Origin of the sequence: Clostridium collagenovorans DSM 3089 (genome assembly GCF_900130005.1) — a bacterium.
Taxonomy (GTDB): domain Bacteria; phylum Bacillota; class Clostridia; order Clostridiales; family Clostridiaceae; genus Clostridium_D; species Clostridium_D collagenovorans.
In genome coordinates, this window is sequence record NZ_FQXP01000006.1 from 173423 (window position 1) to 194077 (window position 20655).

At 29.9% G+C, this 20655-nt stretch carries 16 protein-coding genes; all 16 read left to right on the forward strand.

The window, feature by feature from the left end; translation table 11 throughout:
* Window positions 1-132: 132 nt before the first annotated feature.
* The 16 genes from buk (BUA48_RS09010) to BUA48_RS09085 all read left to right on the forward strand — a co-directional run bounded on the left by buk (BUA48_RS09010) (window position 133) and on the right by BUA48_RS09085 (window position 20533).
* The gene (gene buk / locus BUA48_RS09010; protein WP_072831843.1) at window positions 133-1218 is read left to right on the forward strand and encodes a butyrate kinase; all 1086 of its coding nucleotides are present in this window, start codon (window positions 133-135) and stop codon (window positions 1216-1218) included.
* A complete protein-coding gene (gene ptb, locus BUA48_RS09015) occupies window positions 1218-2129 on the forward strand; it encodes a phosphate butyryltransferase (protein ID WP_072831728.1) in 912 nt (303 codons plus the stop codon). The genes buk (BUA48_RS09010) and ptb overlap by 1 nt, the downstream gene beginning before the upstream one ends.
* A 38-nt stretch (window positions 2130-2167) precedes the next feature.
* Window positions 2168-3238, forward strand: a complete 1071-nt coding sequence (gene buk / locus BUA48_RS09020) for a butyrate kinase (RefSeq protein WP_072831729.1) — start codon at window positions 2168-2170, stop codon at window positions 3236-3238.
* 406 nt (window positions 3239-3644) lie between these two features.
* Entirely contained in the window at window positions 3645-3974 is a 330-nt protein-coding gene (locus tag BUA48_RS09025; RefSeq protein ID WP_072831730.1) for a PadR family transcriptional regulator, read from the forward strand.
* A gap of 5 nt (window positions 3975-3979) precedes the next feature.
* Window positions 3980-5344, forward strand: coding sequence for an FtsW/RodA/SpoVE family cell cycle protein (locus BUA48_RS09030; protein ID WP_072831731.1), 1365 nt, complete (start codon window positions 3980-3982; stop codon window positions 5342-5344).
* Between the two features lie 616 nt (window positions 5345-5960).
* Window positions 5961-6662: a response regulator transcription factor gene (locus tag BUA48_RS09035; protein ID WP_072831732.1), complete on the forward strand. Its 702-nt coding sequence runs from the start codon at window positions 5961-5963 to the stop codon at window positions 6660-6662.
* Window position 6663: 1 nt separating this feature from the next.
* On the forward strand, window positions 6664-7911 hold the full coding sequence (locus BUA48_RS09040) for a sensor histidine kinase (RefSeq protein WP_072831733.1): 1248 nt from the start codon (window positions 6664-6666) through the stop codon (window positions 7909-7911).
* A gap of 286 nt (window positions 7912-8197) precedes the next feature.
* Window positions 8198-8905 (forward strand): ABC transporter ATP-binding protein, encoded by a 708-nt coding sequence (locus BUA48_RS09045; protein WP_072831734.1) that lies wholly within the window; start codon window positions 8198-8200, stop codon window positions 8903-8905.
* Window positions 8877-11051 (forward strand): ABC transporter permease, encoded by a 2175-nt coding sequence (locus BUA48_RS09050; RefSeq protein WP_072831735.1) that lies wholly within the window; start codon window positions 8877-8879, stop codon window positions 11049-11051. Before BUA48_RS09045 ends, BUA48_RS09050 begins: the two co-directional genes overlap by 29 nt.
* A gap of 753 nt (window positions 11052-11804) precedes the next feature.
* The gene (locus BUA48_RS09055) at window positions 11805-12476 is read left to right on the forward strand and encodes a nucleotide-binding protein (protein WP_072831736.1); all 672 of its coding nucleotides are present in this window, start codon (window positions 11805-11807) and stop codon (window positions 12474-12476) included.
* 109 nt (window positions 12477-12585) lie between these two features.
* Window positions 12586-12795 carry a 4Fe-4S dicluster domain-containing protein gene (locus BUA48_RS09060; RefSeq protein ID WP_072831737.1) on the forward strand — a complete coding sequence of 70 codons (210 nt, stop codon included), beginning with the start codon at window positions 12586-12588 and terminating at the stop codon, window positions 12793-12795.
* 18 nt (window positions 12796-12813) lie between these two features.
* Complete coding sequence (locus BUA48_RS09065; RefSeq protein ID WP_072831738.1) at window positions 12814-13884, forward strand: 3-methyl-2-oxobutanoate dehydrogenase subunit VorB; 1071 nt, start codon at window positions 12814-12816, stop codon at window positions 13882-13884.
* Window positions 13884-14633, forward strand: a complete 750-nt coding sequence (locus BUA48_RS09070) for a thiamine pyrophosphate-dependent enzyme (RefSeq protein ID WP_072831739.1) — start codon at window positions 13884-13886, stop codon at window positions 14631-14633. Before BUA48_RS09065 ends, BUA48_RS09070 begins: the two co-directional genes overlap by 1 nt.
* Before the next feature lies 1 nt (window position 14634).
* Window positions 14635-15165 carry a 2-oxoacid:acceptor oxidoreductase family protein gene (locus BUA48_RS09075; protein ID WP_072831740.1) on the forward strand — a complete coding sequence of 177 codons (531 nt, stop codon included), beginning with the start codon at window positions 14635-14637 and terminating at the stop codon, window positions 15163-15165.
* A 1451-nt stretch (window positions 15166-16616) separates the two neighbouring features.
* Window positions 16617-18950, forward strand: a complete 2334-nt coding sequence (locus tag BUA48_RS09080) for a SpaA isopeptide-forming pilin-related protein (RefSeq protein ID WP_072831741.1) — start codon at window positions 16617-16619, stop codon at window positions 18948-18950.
* Window positions 18932-20533, forward strand: coding sequence for a SpaH/EbpB family LPXTG-anchored major pilin (locus BUA48_RS09085; protein WP_072831742.1), 1602 nt, complete (start codon window positions 18932-18934; stop codon window positions 20531-20533). Before BUA48_RS09080 ends, BUA48_RS09085 begins: the two co-directional genes overlap by 19 nt.
* Window positions 20534-20655 lie beyond the last annotated feature (122 nt).

Here is a 20655-nt window from a genome sequence, read left to right on the forward strand (position 1 = left end):
AATCAGAAAAAAACAAATAATTAGTAATTTCTAAAAATTTGATTTGTATTTCCATAAATAGAAAAGCAAAGAATAGTTCATTCTTATTAATAAAAATATTTAGATTGAATAGGAGAGAAGTCTGTGGGAAGTTTGCAAAAGTATATATTAGTTATAAATCCAGGGTCAACTTCAACTAAAATAGCTTTGTTTAACACAAGGGGTACTAATATAGTTGATAAGACTTTAAGACATGATAGAAGCGAGCTAGAAACCTTTGATAAAATTTATGATCAAAAGGACATGAGAATAAAGGTAATATTAGAGTGGCTTAAGGAGATAGGAATCACCTTAGGAGAACTTAAAGCTATAGTAGCTAGGGGTGGGCTATTAAGACCAATGCCAGGTGGTACGTATCATATTACTAATAGATTAATAGAAGACTTGAAAAATGGGTATCAAGGACAACATGCCTCTAACTTAGGGGGAATAGTAGCAAAGGAAATAGCTAAAAAGGTTGATATAAATGCCTATATAGTAGATCCAGTGGCTGTAGATGAACTAAGTGATATTGCTAGATTATCAGGACTTCCTGAGGTGCCTAGGACTTCTTTAGTACATGCTTTAAATGTAAGAGCAGTAGCACGTAGAATATGTAATAAGTTAAATAAAAACTTTGAAGAATCTTCATATGTAGTTGCACATATTGGAGGAGGCATTTCTGTTGTTGCTCTTGAAAATGGAAAAATGATAGATGTAAGTAATGGATATGAGGGGGGACCAATGTCGCCAGAAAGATGTGGTGAATTGCCTTCAGATAGATTAGTAGATATGTGTTTTAGTGGTAAATGCGATAAAAATTCCTTAATAAAAGATATTCAAAGAAACTCAGGGATTTTAGGATATATAGGATTAAATGATGGAAGAGCCATTGAAGAAAAAATAGTCAATGGAGATAGAGAAGCAGAACTGATTTTTAATGCTATGGCATATCAAATAGCTAAAGAAATAGCTGCTATGGCTACAGTTTTAAAAGGAAAGGTAGATGCTATAATTCTAACTGGCGGACTTGTTTATAGTGAAAGGTTAGTTAATTATATAAAGGAAAAGATTAATTTCATAGCACCTATAGAGTTAGTACCAGGAGAAGATGAGATGCTAGCTTTATATGAAGGCGCTGCAAGAGTACTATCAGGGGAAGAAGACGCTAAAATATATGAGGAAGAGGTGGGATTTTAATGATAAGAAATTTTAATGATGTTATTAAACAAGCAAAAGAAAATGAAATAAAAACTGTAGCAGTAGCAGTGGCTCAGGATGAGCCAGTTCTAGAGGCAGTTAAGGCTGCTAAGGAGCAGGGTATTGCTAATGCTATTTTAGTTGGAGATAAATCAGAAATTGAAAGTTTAGCGCAAAACTTAAACATGGACTTATCACAATTCGAAGTAATTGATGAAAAAGACATGAAAAAGGCTGCTAATAGAGCTGTAGAGCTTGTATCTACAGGAAAAGCAGACATGGTAATGAAGGGATTAATTGATACAGCAAACTTTTTAAGAGCTGTATTAAATAAAGAAATAGGTTTAAGAACTGGAAAGTTAATGTCTCATGTGGCTGTTTTCGAAGTTCCTAAATACGATAGATTATTATTTATAACTGATGCAGCTTTCAATATGTATCCTGAGTTAAAGGATAAAGTTGATATAGTTAACAACGCTGTAACAGTTGCTAAATCTGTAGGAATAGATTTACCTAAGGTTGCACCTATTTGTGCTGTTGAGGTAGTTAATCCTAATATGCCAGCTACATTAGATGCTGCTTCATTAACACAAATGAATGCAAGAGGACAAATCAAAGGATGTATAATAGATGGGCCTTTAGCTGTAGATAATGCTTTATCAGAAGAAGCTGCACATCACAAGAAAATAAGTGGACCAGTTGCTGGAAAGGCAGATATATTATTAATGCCTAATATAGAAGCAGGAAATGTTATGTACAAAACTTTAACATACACAACTGATTCTAAAAATGGGGGATTACTTGTTGGAACAAAAGCACCTGTAATTGTAACATCAAGAGCAGATACTTATGAAACAAAATTAAATTCAATAGCACTTGCTGCTTTAGTTGCTGAGTTAATGAAAAAATAATCATATAAATGGTACTTTTACATATGGAGGATGAATCTATGAATAAAAAATTGCTTATAATAAATCCAGGATCAACATCGACTAAGATAGGGGTTTATGAAAATGAACAACCTATTTTAATAGAAACTTTAAGACACTCTGCTCAAGAAATTGCAAAGTATAGCAGTATTTTTGAACAATTAGAGTTTAGAAAAGATGTTATTTTAAATGTTCTTAAGGAAAAGAAATTTGATGTAGAAGAATTAAGTGCTATCGTAGGTAGAGGTGGATTATTAAAATCTATCGAGGGGGGAACATATGCTGTAAACCCTGCAATGGTTGAGGATTTAAAAGTGGGTGTACAAGGGGAACATGCATCTAATCTTGGAGGAATAATAGCTAACGAAATCGGTAAGTGGTTAAACGTTCCTGCCTTTATAGTAGATCCAGTAGTTGTTGATGAATTTGAAGAAGTTGCTAGAATATCTGGAATGCCAGAAATAGAAAGAAAGAGTATTTTCCATGCATTAAATCAAAAGGCAGTAGCTAAGAGATATGCAAAGGAAAATAATAAGTGTTACGAAGAACTTAACTTAATCGTTGCACATATGGGTGGAGGAATATCTGTAGGTGCTCATAAAATGGGTAAAGTTGTAGACGTTAACAATGCATTAGATGGAGAAGGCCCATACTCACCAGAAAGAGCTGGAGGACTTCCAGTTGGTGATTTAGTAAAAATGTGCTTTAGCGGAAAGTATACAATTGAGGAAATTAAAAAGAAAATCAATGGTAAGGGTGGATGCGTTGCATACTTAGATACTAATGATGCTAAGGAAATAGATGAGAGAGCAGCTCAAGGTGATGAGAAGGCTAAATTAGTATTTGAAGGTATGGCATACCAAACAGCTAAAGAGATTGGTAAATGTGCAGCTGTATTATCAGGTAAGGTTGATGCGATAATAATAACTGGTGGTATTGCATATAGCAAAAATATGATAGCATATATTTCAGAAAGAGTAGATTTTATAGCTCCTGTAGTAGTTTATCCAGGTGAAGATGAGCTTTTAGCTTTAGCTATGGGTGGATTAAGAGTACTAAACGGAGAAGAAGCAGCAAAAGAATATAAATAAGATTTAAATATAAAGAGCTTTAAGAGATAGGGATATTTCTTAAAGCTCTTTTAATTTTACAGAATCCTGTATGCCATATATGGATTTAAATTAAGAAATCTCAATAAAGAAAAATTAAGTTTAGTTGTTAAAGCAATTAGAACAGAATCATGTAGGTGAAATTTTAATTTAAGTGTATAAATAACTACGAGTATTTAAATAGACAATACATACAATCTCTAGATTCAAGATAGATATGTAATAAGTTTCAACAGAATAATTCTAGCTTTAAGATGTTATAGAAATAATTTTGTTGAAATAAAAAGTGTTTAAATATATTATTGACAGTAAAAAGACTAATTGGTAAAATGTTATACATAGATATACGATACATAGTTATTCTAGGTATAGTGAGGGAGGAAGAGATTTGAAGGTTAATAAGGAGCTTTTAAAGGGTAGTACTACAATTTTAATTTTAAATTTACTTCAGCGTAAAGAGATGTACGGCTATGAAATAATAAAAGAAATGGAAATTAAATCTAAGGGAGTATTTAGTTTTAAAGAGGGTACTCTATATCCTATTTTACACAGCTTAGAAGAAGAGGAATGTGTTGAATCCTTTTGGATAGAAGGGGAAAATAAAAGAAAAAGAAAATACTACAGATTAACGGAAAAGGGTAACACCTATTTAAAAGAGAAGCGGGAAGAATGGACATTATTTAGTGATACAGTTAATAGTATGATACTGGATAGGTGATAAATATGAGTTTAGAAAATAATAATAAAATTGATTTGTATCTTGAGGAAGTTTGTATTCATGTGAAAAATAAGGATGTCCATGATGAGGTTTCAAGTGAAATCAAGGAGCATATTTTAGAGATTTGCTATGATTATCTTGATATAGGATACAGTGAGGATGAGTCTATAAATAAGGCTCTTGAAAGAATGGGTAGCACAAGAGAGATAGGAAGTAAATTAAATAAGGTTCATAAAGCAAAGCCAGACTTTATAAGTCTATCTCTTATAGTAGCTATAATAACTATTGGAGTTTTTACTTTATACAGCATAGTGAGCAATGAGGCCTATAGTTCTTTAGTTAGTAAAAACATTTTAATTAAAAATTTAATTGCAAGTGTTGCAGGAATAGGAATTGCATATAGGATATACAACTGGAACTACAGAAATTTAGAGAAGTATAGTTACCATATGTACTGTTTTGCTTGTATGCTTGTGATATCAAATTATTTTTTAGGAAGGCCGATAAATGGAGAGGGATATTTATCACTAGGAGGCTCATCACTTTCAATAACATTGATCACTAACTTTATTTTTATTATTTCTACTGTGGGAATTATTAAAAATATAAAATTAAATAATAAGGTAGGATATTTTAAGTTAAGTTTAATTATACTTTTACCTATGGGATTATATATTATCAATAGCCAATTAGCTGTTGGAGTTATGTATTTTATAGAGCTTATCATTGTATTATGCTTCAGTAAAATAAGCTTATATTATGTTGGTGCTTTAACAAGTGGGATAATATTATGGGGTGCAGGTATAATGGTTTCACGCCCCTATATTATGTTTAGAGCTTTAGGATTTATTACTTCTAGGGGGGACGCTGAAGGGTCAGGATGGATATACAATCAAATAAGCAATATATTGGGTAATGCTACCTTATTTGGTAATAGTAAGTCTATAGTAGAGTTTCCTAATATAGAAACCAATCTTATTTTAGTATATATAATTCATAGTTTTGGATGGATATTAGCAATAACCCTAATAACTTTAATAGTGCTTTTTATTATAAGAAGTTTTAAAGTATCAAGTAAAGTTAAGGATAGTTATGGGAAAAATTTGTTTGCAGGGGTAGTAACTGTATTTTTTATTAATTTTATTATAGCCATATTAAGCAGCTTTTCCTTAGCACCTATATATTGCAATTTACCTTTTGTAAGTGCTAGTGGAAGTGAAATTGTTATAAACATAGCTATGATAGGGTTACTTAGTAGTATATATAGAAGAAGAAATCTTATTATAAGTGAAAAAAATAGAGAAAATAAGGGTAGACTTTTTGAAAGTAATCTTATAAAAAGGATGGAAGCTTTCCTGAAAAAATGCTAACTTTAAGAGAGAAGATAGTTATATAAATTATGACTAAGTTTTGGCTAAGTTTTGATATTAAAGGGCTTTATGTAACTTGTTTATAATGAAATTAACCTTAAATGGCATTAAGCTTTCTTAGTTAAGAATACGAGGGTTTTAAAGTTGGATAAAAGCATATAAAATTTGGTTGATTTTTAATATTAATGACTGCACTTTTACCATGAGATACATGTTAAAAGTGCAGTTTTTATATTTTATAATTATAGTTTTAATATATTATAATTTTCTATAACTATAACTATAACTATAACTATAACTATAACTATAACTATAACTATAACTATAACTATAACTATAACTATATCTAAATCTAAATATGATGAAGATAGATATTAAACTATATATGGTAAAAAATATTGAAAGAGATATTATGAGACATAGTTAAATATATAGTGGAATATATAGTGAAATAAGTAGTAAAAGATATATTAGAATATATACCAGTTAGGTCTCCTAAGAGTAAAAATCTAATTTAAAATAATATATCCTATAAAAGGTATAATATTGAAAAATATGATACAATATGAGTAATTGATTTACGAAGTTAGTTATTTAATCATATGGGGGATAAAATATGTATAAGGTATTACTAGTGGAAGATGATGAGACGCTTGCTTTAGCTCTTACGTACACTTTAGAAAGTAATGGATACAAAGTTGTTAGTAGTTATAACTTAAGTGATGGAAAGCAAAAATTTATGATAGATAATTATGATTTGATTATTTTAGATGTAACATTACCTGATGGTACTGGTTATGATTTATGCAAGTTTATAAGGGTGGAAGATTTAGAAATACCTATAATATTTTTGACAGCTTGTGATGAGGAAGTAAATGTAGTACTAGGCTTAGATATAGGTGGAGATGACTATATAACAAAGCCCTTTAGAATTAATGAGTTATTATCTAGGATAAAGGCTATATTAAGAAGAAAGAGTGTAGATAAATGCAAATCTAAGGAAGTAACAGAACGTATTTATTCAAATAATATTTTCATTGATAAAAGCAAAATGAAGTTATATAAAGATGGTGAAGAATTAAGTGTATCTGCACAGGAGTATAGATTAATGCTTCTATTTATGGAGAATCAAGAAAGAATTTTGACTAGAGAACAGATATTAGCTAGGCTTTGGGATGATAAGGGTGATTATGTAGAGGATAACACACTTTCAGTGTACATAAAAAGGCTTAGACAAAAAATAGAGATGGATTCATCCAATCCTAAAATAATAGAAACAGTAAGAGGTGTAGGCTATAGATTTAGGGGGAACAAGTAAGATGAATATGATCTTTAGGAATCAGGATGTGAGAAAGCTAACTACTAGAATTATGATGGCAAGTGGTATATTAATTGTTGTTTTTACTATAATTTTAAGAACTTTAGCTATGTCTTATGCCCATGAAGTAAGTATCAGAGATTATGCTCAGGTAGTAAATTTATTAGAAAAACATGAGGATTTAAAGGTAGATATAATAAATACAATAAGTAAAGAGCCTACTACAGAGGAGTTAGAAAAGGGAAGAGTTTTAGCAGGGAAATATGGTGTAAATGAAAAGACAAGTATTAGTAATATATCTTATATAGATAAGGGTATGGGATTTTTTGTTGTATTGAATATTGCTTTCATGATTTTAACCATATTAACAATAATCATTATTGTGTTTATAACATTAAATAATATTTATGTTCATATAAGGGGTCTTGGAATAAAAACTCAAAGGCTTATAGATGAAAGTTACGAAAATAATTTAGAGATTAAGGATAAGGAAGGAGACTTTGTAGTTTTAGAGCATTCTATAAATAGAATGAGCATGACGCTTAAAAACTCCATGGAACTTTTACAAGAGGAAAAAGAAAATTTAAAGAACATTTTATCAGATATATCACATCAATTAAAAACACCACTTACTAGTTTAATTACATTTAATGAACTTATTCTTTATGGAAATATAAAAAATGAAGATATTCAAAAGGATTGTCTTATAAAAAGTAATAGGCAATTAGAGCGAATGGAGTTTTTAATAAAAAGTTTGCTTAAAATGGCAAGATTAGAGGTAAGTGCTGTAGACTTTCATAAACAAAATTATAATTTAGTTAGCACAATTCAAGAGTCTATAGAAGAATTACGAGGGGTTTTTAAAGAAAAGATAGAGGATATAAGCTTAGAATGTAATGAAAAAGAAATAGAATTTTACCATGATATAAATTGGATGAAGGAAGCAATAATTAATTTATTAAAGAATTCCTTAGAACATAGTGAAGACAAGCCAATAAGGGTAAGTATAGAGAAAAATAGGATTTTTACATCTATTGTAATTAAAGATAGTGGAACGGGTATAAAAGCAGAAGATATTACTAATATATTTAAAAGATTTTATAGAGGACAAAAAGCTAATAGTAATTCCATTGGTATAGGGCTTTTTATTTCAAAGTCAATTATAGAAAAGCATAATGGAAGCATTACTTGTAGAAGTAGGTACGGTTATGGCACAGAATTTGAAATTATATTTATGAATTCTTACTAAACTGTAAGATAAAGATTCATACAGTTGTAAGAAGGTAGGGGTATTATATAGTTATAGAAGGTTAATAGTTTTAAGGTTCCCTACCGAAAAATAGATATCACATATCAAAGTTGTGTTACTCTTCACACCTAAACAGATATAAGGTAGATTAGCTAGTATTATATTAGTTAGTCTACCTTATGTTTGTTGAAAAATAACTTATTAGACACTAAAAAGTTAATAATAAGAAAGGAGGATTTAGTGGGAGCTTGGTACTTATAATGCACTCTCTCACTAAGGAGAAAGTATGAATATATTAAAAGCTGAGAATATCATTAAGAAGTATAAGAATGGCGAATATTATGTAAGAGCAGTAGATAATGTTTCATTAAATGTTAAAAAAGGAGAGTTTATTACTATTATAGGGCCAAGTGGCTCAGGTAAGAGTACCTTTCTTCATATTTTAGGAGGCATGGATAGTACAGATTCGGGATCGGTTTACATAAATGATATTAATATAGCAACCTTTAATGAAGAAGATTTAGCTATATTTAGAAGACGTAATATAGGATTTATATTTCAAAAATTCAACCTTATACCAGTTATGACCGTAGAAGAAAATATAAAAATGCCGGTATTATTAGATGGTAATAGAGTTAATGAAAGCTACTTTGAAGAGATAGTCAATGTATTAAGGCTTAATAATAAAGTTAATTCTTATCCCAATCAGTTATCAGGTGGAGAACAACAAAGAGTTGCAATTGCAAGAGCTTTAATAAATAGGCCAGCTATAATATTAGCAGATGAACCTACAGGGAATTTAGATAGTAGAAATGCAAAGGAGGTAATAGAACTTTTGCTTTACTCTATAAAGAAATATAACCAAACCTTAATTATGATAACTCATGATACTAAGTTAGCGACTAAGGGAGATAGGACTTTATATATGGATGATGGAAGGTTATTGAGTAGTGAGGATAAATGTAATGAAAAATTATATGCAGATATCCTATAGATATATAAAGTTACAGAAAGAGAAATTTATATATACTTTTATTTCAATATGTATATTTTCAATGCTAATTTCAGTGGTATTAATGACAGTAAATATATTGAGAGAAAGTGAAGTTAATAAGACCAGAGAGATTTTTGGAGATTATCATGTACGAATAAAAAGGGTAAATGAAGAACTAAAAGATGAATTACTATGCTATAAGGGAATAGAAGATGTAGAGATTCAAATTAAAGACTATGATAATATGAAAAAATTATATGAAATATATTTTAAGATTGGTGGACTAGAGAAGAGAAATGTAAAAGCCTTAGACTTTCTGAAAAGTATGGGCTCTAATCTAGGAATTAAAATAGTTAGTGAAGATAAGAATGGAGAAGAAGCTTTAGAAGACAATATAGAAATAAACTACAGGCTTGTAAAGTTATTTGATGGCGTAGGTAAAACACCAAAGGATAAGGTCATTTATGTAACTGGAAATTATATAGTTATAATACTTATGATTGTAAATCTTATTCTTATAAATAATGCATTCAATATGACAGTTGATGAAAGAATTAATCAGTATGGACTTTTAAAGGGGATAGGTGCAACCCCTAAACAAATAGAACGGATAGTAAGAAAAGAGGGAATTATAATTTCTCTAATAGCTGCTTGTGTAGGAAATATATTGATATATTTTATTTATTTATTTATTAAAAATAAACTAGATGTATCCTTAAGTATATTTCAACATTTAAGGATAATAGCTTTTAGTGTAAGCTGTGAAGTAACATGTACATTAATTGCTATAAAAAGGTTGATGAAGGTTGTTGTAAATAGCTCTTCTATAGAAAATATTAACACAGTAGCAAATAGAGATGAATTCAATTATAGTGAGAAGAAAAATAGCTTTTTAATGAAGTATTTAGGCATTGAGGCAAGTATAGCCTATAAGAATATATCGAGAGATAAAAATAAGCATTCAACTATTATTTACTTTATAATAATAAGTATTGCACTATTTATGAATGTATATCCATTATCTAAATATGATATTAAAAATGAACTCACTGAAAATAGTGGGGATTATGATTATATAATTAAATCTACTATGGAAAGCATATCACAAGAGGTAGTAGAGGATTTAAGAATGCTTCCTGAGGTAAAAGAAGTATATGGCATAGTGAAACAAACTGCCAATATATTGATAAATGAAGAGTATATGAATAAGGAACGTGAGGAGAATATAATGTCTACTAAAGTTCAGGATGGTAAGAAGAAGTATTTAATACAAGGAGTAGATTTAGAGATTTTTAATAAAGATAATGTTGATCAATATAAGGACTTATTGATGTATGGAACCTGTGACTATGAAACTATTTTAAAAGAACATGGAATTATGATAGTTGAGAATGGCCATATTAAGGAAAAGATTTTAACTAACCTATATATTGGAGATCAAATAGAGGTTTCCTCAGTAAATAGAGAGAGTTTTCAAAAGGTCAAGGTTATGGGGAAACTTAAGAAAATGCCACAAACTATAGACAGTAAACGGGAGTATAATCAACCCTTAGTTATTATATGTACAGAAGAGTTATTTAGAGAACTTGATTGGTATAAAAACTATAAAGAAGTATATGTTAAAGCAAAGTCAAATAGAGATTATATGATTATAGAAAAGAAACTAAAAAGCCTTGCAGATAGTAGAAAGGGGTTAAGCTATACGAACTTGAAAGAAAAAAAGGAAACGTGGAAATATTATATATTACAAAAGCAGATAGCAATGTATGGTATAATAATATTTTTTTCAATGACGGCATTTCTAAATATATTCAATAACATAATCAGTACTATTATGCTTAGAAAAAAGGAGCTTGCATATTTAATGTCTGCAGGAATGAGTAATAAGCAAATTATAAATATGGTTAAGTTTGAAGGCATGGTATATGGTTTTGTAGGAGGAGGACTTGGTGTCTTAAGTGGAGGAGCACTATACTTTATTATTAATTCTTTTAATGGACTAGAGAAGTTTGATGTGAAATTGCTTTTGGTAACATCCATAATTTCGCTTTTAGTTTTAAGCTTTATTATAATTTTATCAATTAGTATACCAGTAAAGATTATAAAGAAATATAAAGTTTGTGAACTAATAAGAGAGACTATATAAGGAGTATACGAAGTATACATTTAGAATTATATAAGGAAGTATATATTAAGGTAAAGCCCTATAGAAACTATATGATTATAGAGAAGAAGTTAAAAGTATTGTAGATAATTTTATATTATGGAGTTGTGATATAAGGAAACTTAAGGAAAGTATTCTAGCATTTCATGAAGAAATTCTAGGAGAGAATTAGTTTTTTAAAAATCACGACTTTTTTCAGTGTGGTGAAATATTTTTGTAAGCTGTTTAAGTAGTATTTTAATAAGAAGGCATTAAGTATTAGAATCAATCATAACTTTAAGAGAAGGGTTGCTTAGTAAATCCTATTATATATGATAAACCTAAAGGCTATAAGGGTCATTTACTTTTAAACAAGTATTTTTTCTAAGATTTATTTCACATGATTTTTACTAGTATGGAGAATTATATGAGGTCATATTAAAAGGAGACAAAGAGAAGAGGTTTTGCATCGATTTTTGAATTTAAACTTTAAAAGATTAAAGTTATAGCTTGTAAAATGAAGGTTTTAATGCAGTTATAAAGAGCTAAAGACGTTTGAAATATCAAAAAAAATATTTATTTTAAAAATTGAAAATATTTCGATATATTTATTAAACTTTGTTTAGAAGTATGGTATATTATAAGTGGAAACGTAAAACTTTTCATGGAAGTGAAACGTTTTTCAGTATAAGAAGAAATTCGTGTATAATCCTGTATAATTATGCAGAATTATTTAATAAAAGGGTGGTGAATATTATGGCTAGAATAAATATTTTCACAGGACATTTTGGAAGTGGTAAGACAGAGATAGCTATAAATTATGCTATAAATCTTGCAAAACAAGGGAAAAAAGTAGCTATAGTTGATTTAGATATTGTAAATCCTTATTTTTGTGTTAGAGATTTAAAAAGTGAGTTAACTGAACTAGGCATAAGAGTTATATCATCTAATCCAGATTGGGTTAATGCAGAACTTATGGTTGTACCACCAGAGGTCATGGCTATATTTAATGATAAAAGTTATGAAGTTGTCATTGATGTAGGTGGAGATGATATAGGTGCAGTAGCTTTAGGTCAGTATAATAGATTTTTTAGAGAAGAAGATTATGATATGAATTTTGTGATAAATATGCTAAGACCATTTACATCTGATGATGAAGGGGTTAATGAATATATTTACTCAATTCAAGCAAAATCTCGTTTAGCCATTAATAACTTAATATCTAATACGAATTTATCATATGAAACAACTTCAGAACATATAATTGAAGGTGATGAATATGTTAGTAATTTAAGTAAATCGCTAAACATTCCACATAAATACACAGTTTGTACTGAGGATATCTTAGATGAAGTAAAGGGTAAGGTTAAAGGTGAAACTTTTCCGATACATATTTTTATGATGCCACCTTGGAGAAAGTACAAATAGTAAGAGAATAAAGCTTATTTAAATATAGAATACAATTCTATATTTATTATATAAATACTAAGGCTTAATTGGTTATCGACGCAATCTTAACATAATGGGGGGAGTATAAATGGCAAAGGTTACTTTTAGAGAAGAAAGATGCAAAGGCTGCGGACACTGTGCAGTTGCATGCCCAAAGAAGATAATAACTTTCTCAGAAAAGCTAAACTTAAAAGGATATCATCCAGCAACAGTTACAGAGGATAAAATGGCTGACTGTATAGGATGTGCTTCTTGCGGAAAAATTTGTCCAGATTTAGTTATTACAGTTGAAAAATAATAGGGGAGGTAAACTAAAATGGCAGAAAAAGTTTTGATGAAGGGTAACGAAGCTATAGCAGAAGCTGCTATTAGAGCTAATTGTGAAGCGTTTTTTGGTTATCCAATAACACCACAAACAGAAGTTGCAGCATATATGGCTAAAAAAATGCCTAAAATAGGCAAAGTATTTTTACAAGCAGAAAGTGAAGTTGCAGCTATAAACATGGTTTATGGAGCAGCAGGTACAGGGGTTAGATGTATGACATCTTCAAGTTCTCCTGGAATAAGCTTAAAAGCAGAAGGAATATCTTACATAGCAGGAGCAGAGCTTCCATGTGTAATTATAAATATAGTTAGAGGAGGCCCAGGTTTAGGTGGCATTCAACCAGCTCAATCTGATTACTTCCAAGCAACTAAAGGTGGAGCACACGGTGATTTCAATATGCCAGTTTATGCACCAGCTTCAATTCAAGAAATGGTTGACTTAATTCAAGAAGCATTTGATGTAGCTGATATATACAGAACTCCTTGTATGGTTATGGGAGATGGTATGTTAGGTCAAATGATGGAACCAGTTGAATTTAAAGAAAGAGTTGCAAGAGAGCTTCCAGAAAAGTGTTGGGCATCTAATGGCTTAAATGGAAGAAAAACTCACAATGTTATAAACTCATTATTCTTAAAACCAGAAGAGTGTGAAAAACACAACTACAAGTTACAAGCAAAATATGATGAGATTAAGAAGAATGAAACTAAATATGAGTTATTCAACTGTGATGGAGAATGTGATTTAATCATGGTTGCATACGGAACAACATCAAGAATTTGTAAGAATGTTGTTAATATGGCTGCAAAAGAAGGAATAAAATTAGGTTTAATCAGACCTATTACAATTTGGCCATTCCCATTAGAAGCATTTAATTCAACAATAGCTTCATCTAAAAATGGATACTTAGCTGTTGAAATGAGTTGCGGACAAATGGTTGAAGACGTTAGATTATCAGTTGAGGGAAGAACTCCTGTACACTTCTATGGAAGAACTGGTGGTATGGTACCTCACCCAGATGAAATTTTAAATAAAGTAAGAGAAATCGTAGGAGGTACAAAATAATGTCAATAGTATTCCAACCTACAAAAGCAATGTTAGACGTGCCAACTCACTACTGTCCAGGATGTACACATGGTACAATTCATAGATTAGTAGCAGAGGTTTTAGAAGAGTTAGATTTAGTAGATAAAGCAATTGGGGTAGCTCCAGTTGGATGTTCAGTTTTATGTTATGACTACTTTGCTTGCGATATGTTTGAAGCAGCTCACGGAAGAGCGCCAGCAGTTGCAACAGGTATAAAGAGAGTAAAACCAGATGCTACAGTTTTCACTTACCAAGGTGATGGAGATTTAGCTGCTATAGGTACTGCAGAAATAGTACATGCTGCTACAAGAGGAGAAAATATAGTAAGTATTTTCGTTAACAACTGTATATATGGTATGACAGGTGGACAAATGGCTCCAACAACTTTACCAGGACAAGTTACAGAAACTTCTCCATATGGAAGAGATGTTAAATCACAAGGACATCCAATTAGAGTATCTGAAATGATATCTACTTTAGATGGTGCTTGTTATGTTGAGAGAGTATCTGTTGATACAGTTCCTAACATAAACAAAGCTAAAAAAGCTATAAAGAAAGCTTTCCAAAATCAATTAGAAGGAAAAGGTTTCTCAATGATAGAAGTTCTTTCTATATGTCCAACTAACTGGGGATTATCTCCTGTAGAGTCTATGAATTGGTTAAGAGAAAATATGATACCATTCTATCCTTTAGGAGTAAAGAAAGACACAACTGAGGAGGGGAAATAATATGGCTTCACAAGAAATTATATTTGCAGGTTTCGGTGGACAAGGTATCTTATCTATGGGAAAATTCTTAGCATATGCAGGAATGGACGCTAACATGAACGTTTCATGGCTACCATCATATGGTCCAGAAATGCGTGGAGGTACTGCAAACTGTTCTGTAATTATAAGTGATGATTTAGTTGGTTCACCAATAGTTACAGATCCAAAGACTTTAGTTGTAATGAATAGACCATCTTTAGACAAATTTGAAGAGCATATAGTATCTGGTGGATTAGTTATAATTGATAGTAACTTAATCGACAGAGAATTAACTAGAGATGATATCGAAGTTATAAGAATACCAGCTCAAGAAGAGGCTGCTAAAATAGGTAGCTCTAAAATCGCTAACATGGTTTTATTAGGAGCTTTAGTTGAAAAGACTAAAATAGTACCTATGGAAGTTTTAATAGAAGCTTTAAGAGCTCATGGTAAAGAAAAATTCTTTGAAGTAAATAAAGCAGCTTTAGCAAAAGGTGCAGAATACGTAAAATAATACTTATTCAAAGACTAGTTTAGAGTGATATAAATCACTTTAGGCTAGTCTTTTTTATTTTATATATAAATCTTTTTATGATGTACAAATTATAAAATATAAGAAATAGGGAGAAGTGAAATTTCATTGATATCCAAATTTTATTAGAATTGAAAAACCATGAGATGAGTTGTGGGTAACAGAAAAACTTAAGCTTATACAATTTGGGAAAAGTTATTAATATAAAAATTATATATAGGTTTAACTAGTAGAGTTATTGTATTATTGAGTCTTACTATATAAAAAAATAGTTTGAAGTTAATTGAATAAAAATTATAAATTTGAAATTGAACAGTGTAGTTTTTGTTAAGTGAATTTTAGGTGTATATAATAAAACTTAAATAGCGATTAATGTTTAATAATGTAAAAAATGTATATAAGGATAGTAAAAAAATATACATATATAAGTTGTCGAATGTCGAACAATGATGTGAAAATGTAAAAAACATAGTTACAAAGGACAAATTTTATCATAAACGTGCAATCAAATGAATTTTAATTCATTTGATAATAAAAATAATTAATATAGTAATTAAAAAATATGAAAAAAAGAATAATATTGTATTGACAGTAATAAAATAAATATGTTACCATATTAGTGTAAAGTATGAATATATTATGAACACGAGTGTGAATACTGTTAACAAATAGTATTTTATTAAATAACGAATGAGAAAAACTACTAAAGACATTTCAAAAGCAAACGAAAGTATCATAAAAAATCAATAGAAGCATTAATAAATAATTTTCAAATAAAAATTACGAAGGTATATAGTTATATAAGAAATATATAACAGGGTTTTGCATATAGGGCTTTAATAAAGGCTTGTTTCTTTATGTGTATAAGTTCTAATTGACGTTTAATAGTTTTATGAGCAGTTATCTCTAGTCTATATGAGGGATAACTTTAAATATAATAAGGAATATCTATTAGAATATATACTAAATAGTCAAGGAGTAAATTTGAATATTAAGAAGACTCCTTATTGTAAATTATATAGATTAAAATCACACTTTAAGTAAGTGAAATTAATTTGTTTATTGAGCAAGTATACTATTTTAAATTTATAGTAAAGAAATTAGTAACAGACCCTATATCAATATATTAAATAAAATAGAAAATTGAATAGTCAAGTAAAGATATTATAAGTTATTTTGAGTTGAGTATTATAAAAATAATATCGGTATAAGATACGTAGTCAATTTATGGCTTTACCCATAGTTATAGGTTAAAGCGAAATTTTGATTTAACTTTAAATTAAAAAAGTTAGTTTATACTGTTTATTTATTATGCAATTTTATAAATACTTCAATATAAAATAAGGAAAATATACAAAAATGTATAGATTTAAAGTGTAAATTATTTTTTTAGTTATGTTAAAACGGTTACATTTAATTGATTAGGAGGTAATATGAGAAAACGGTTAAAGAGGGTAAGTTTTATATTTGTTATTTTTTATATGATTTCACTTATGATAAATATTTTCACCAGTGTATCAGCTGCTGGAGAAGAGTACAGGGCATATATTAAAGAATTAGATAGAGAGCCATGTATTTATATTGAGGATCCTGGTGTTGGTTCAGAAAAGATATCGTATTGTTACAATCAAACACTGAAGTACCCAGAAAACTTCGATTCTCAATATAAAGTTTATTACACTAGGCAAGAAGGCTATTTAAATTCGAATGATCCACTTACTGATGAATATGGTGAGGTGGCTAAGCAGAAAATTGCAACGGTTTTAAAATATGGATATCCATTAAATGCAACAGATTTAATGAGCAGATATTATGATTATTTAACAGATGGTCAATTTATGAAGGTTACACAAGAACTTATATGGGCAATTACCTTTAAGGATTATAGGGAATTAGATCCATATAGTCCTGACGGAAACTACTATGAAGCATTGTACTATAATGAACTTTTAAAGTTGGCAGAAACAAACAAGTTCCAACAAGTAAATTTAAAGCTTGTAGGAAATCTTAAGTTTACTAATAAAGGAAGTTACTATTCAACTGATAGGCTAATAATAGATAGTACTGATAATGTTGAAGGTGAAGTAATAATAACTAATTTGCCTAGCAATATGACAGTTAAGAAATGGGGTACAGGAGAAGTTTTAGATGGAAAGCCTATAGCGTTCCGTACGGAATTCTATATTGAATCTAAAACCCAGCCAGATACCAGCTTTAAGTTAAGATTTAACTATAAGTTTAGTGAGTTAAAGTTTTATTTTTATAAACACTCCCGAGGGGGAGAGGCAACAAAGAAATATCAAAGCTTAATAAGAGCTGAACTTAGCGATACAAAGCTTGAGGAACCTTTTGAAGTAGGATCAGACAATATTATTAAACCAATAGAAACAGGTGGTGTAATTTTAAACAAGAAAGACTCACAGAGTAAAGGCGTACTTAGTGGAGCTGTATTTAAATTACAAGATAGTACAGGGGTGGATATAAAAACTGGTATTACAACAGATATAAATGGACAGATAAGAGTTGATAATTTACCTTTGGGTTCTTATAAATTCATAGAGACGCAAGCTCCTACTGGATATAAGTTAGACAATACGCCAATTAATTTTACAATAACTTCGGGACAAACAGCAGCGTTACAAGTAGAAAAGTTAAATGTTGCAATTCCTGGAAGTGTAATATTAACCAAGAAGGATTCTCAAAGTAAGAGTCCGCTTAAGGGGGCGGTTTTTAAAGTACAGGATAGTACTGGAAAGGATATACAAGTAGGGCTTACCACGGATATTAATGGACAAATAAGAGTGGACAATTTAGCACCAGGTAGTTACAAATTTATAGAGACAAAGGCACCTGATGGATATAAAATAGACACGACACCACTTGTCTTTAATATAATTATAGGTCAAACGGTACCACTTACAATAGAAAAAACTAACACTGCAATTCCAGGAAGTGTAGTATTGACAAAGAAGGATTCTCAAACTAACAATGTACTTCAGGGAGCAATCTTTAAGTTACAGGATAGTGCAGGGGTAGATATAAAAACTGGACTAACAACAGATGGAAGTGGACAAATACGAGTAGATAATTTAGCACCAGGTAATTATAAATTCATAGAGACACAGGCTCCTGCTGGATATAAATTAGATTCTACACCGCTTAACTTTACTATAGCAATAGGACAAACTACAGACTTACAAGTTGAAAAGTTTAATGATCCCAAATCTGTAGATTTTAAAATTACTAAGGTAGAAAAGGGTAGTGGGAATTTATTAAAAGGAGCAGAGTTTGAATTAGCTTCAGCTACTAATCCTACAGTACCATTAAAATTTACTTACTCGAGTGTAAGTAAAAAATATGAGAGAAATGATGCAGGGAGTAGTAAGTTGAGTGTTGCAGATGCTGACTCATCTTTTACAATTGGTAATTTAGAATGTGGTGATTATATTCTAAAAGAAACTAAATCACCAAGTGGTTATAAAAAAGGAAAGGATATTTATATTCATATTTCCGTAAATCAAAGTTACTACAAGATTGGAGAAGATGGTGTAAATGTTTCTTTAAGTAAGGATACAAGTTTAAATTTATATCAACTTAAGGTTGAAAATGAAAAAGGGTTTATACTTCCAGGGACAGGTGGAAGTGGAGTAAATAATATTTACAAAGTATCAATAGGCTTACTTTTGCTAGTTTCAATGGCAATGTTTATATATTATATTTTAATTTTAAAAAAGGATGGTTATGAAAAATGGGGAAAAAATCATTAAAGAAGATTAGTGTGTTCTTATCAACAGTAATGCTAATGGTAAGCATGATGTCTATAATGGCATTTGCTACACCACCAATTGCACCAGATGCACCAACTAAGGGGAGTTTAACTATAACTAAAGATGGAGCTGAATTTAAGGCATATAAAGTATTAAATGCTAATCAAAATGCTAGTGCCCAATGTTATGATTATTCGGTAACACCTGAGTTTTCGGATTTCTTTGGAAATGTAGATTATGGAAATTATACTGTAGATGGAATAAAAAATTTAACTGCAGATCAAATGAAGGTATTTGGAGAAAATTTACACAAATTTGTAATAGAAAAATCTTTAGTTGCTAATATGATTATTTCAAGTTCAGTAAAAACAGAAGTGGATTTTGGATATTATTTAGTATTAGAATCATCAGGAACATCAGGCGGATCAGTTGTTGTTTCAACACCTATGATAACTTCTGTACCAGCAGTTTCAGGAGATGCATGGCAATATGATGTAACGCTGTATCCAAAAGACAATGACCAAATTCTATCAAAGAAGATAGTTGAAGGATCTAATAGAGTGGATACATCATCTGCTAATATAGGGGATACTATAAAGTATGAAGTAAAATCCTTAGTACCAAGGTATTCAAGCAATTTAACAAAAGTCAAATATAAGTTTACAGATACAATGAGCAAGGGTCTAACTTATGATGAAGCAACAGGAATTACTATAAAAATAGGGTCTGAAATATTACAAGGTGCACTTGATGGTGATCCTGATGCAGCTAATAAACACTATGTAGTAAAGAAAACTATGAATGCTGACGAGACAACTACTATAGAGATAACTTTTAATTATGAGAAAATAAAAGCTTATTCATTGGCTGAGATTATATTAAGCTATCAAGCAAGGTTGAATGAAAAAGCACTTATTAAAACTAATGCAAATGTGGGTAACGTAAATAATGTTAAATTAGAATATACTAATAACCCTAATGTTGAAGGCAGTGTTAAAGAGTTAAATAGTAAAGTTACTACTTATACTTGGGGATTAGGATTAAAGAAAGTTGATGCAAATAATATCACTAAGGACTTAGAAGGTGCAGAATTTAAAATAACAGATTCTGCAGATATTAATACTGGAAATGTTTTAGGTAAGTACACTTATAATGCAGCTGGAGAAGTTGTAATATTATCAGGAAACTTAACAACTAATGGAAAAGGTGAAGTTGCAGTTACAGGATTAAAAGATGGTGATTACTTTATTCATGAAGTAAAAGCTCCAGCAGGATACTCATTATTAAAAGCACCAGTTAAAGTAACAATTACAGCAACTAAAGATGCTGGAAATAATTATACAGGAGCTGCAACAATAGCTGTTACTAATGGCAATGAAGCTGGTAGTATAGTTAGTCCTGTTACAATGAAAGATAATAATGTATTATTCAATGTTCAAATTAAGAACTATTCTGGTATATCTCTACCAACTACTGGTGGAATAGGTACTGATGGATTTGTTAAAATAGCAATTTCATTATTAGCTATAGTAGCTGTATCAGGGGTAGTTTACTTAGCAATAGAAAAGAAGAAAAGAGCTTAGAAAAATAAATACAAATATTTTCAATAAAATATAAAACTAATGCCCTTCTATTTTATATACAGTACCATGTGTATTAAAGTAGAAGGGTATATTTTTGAGGAGTTTTAATGTGAAACAAATCA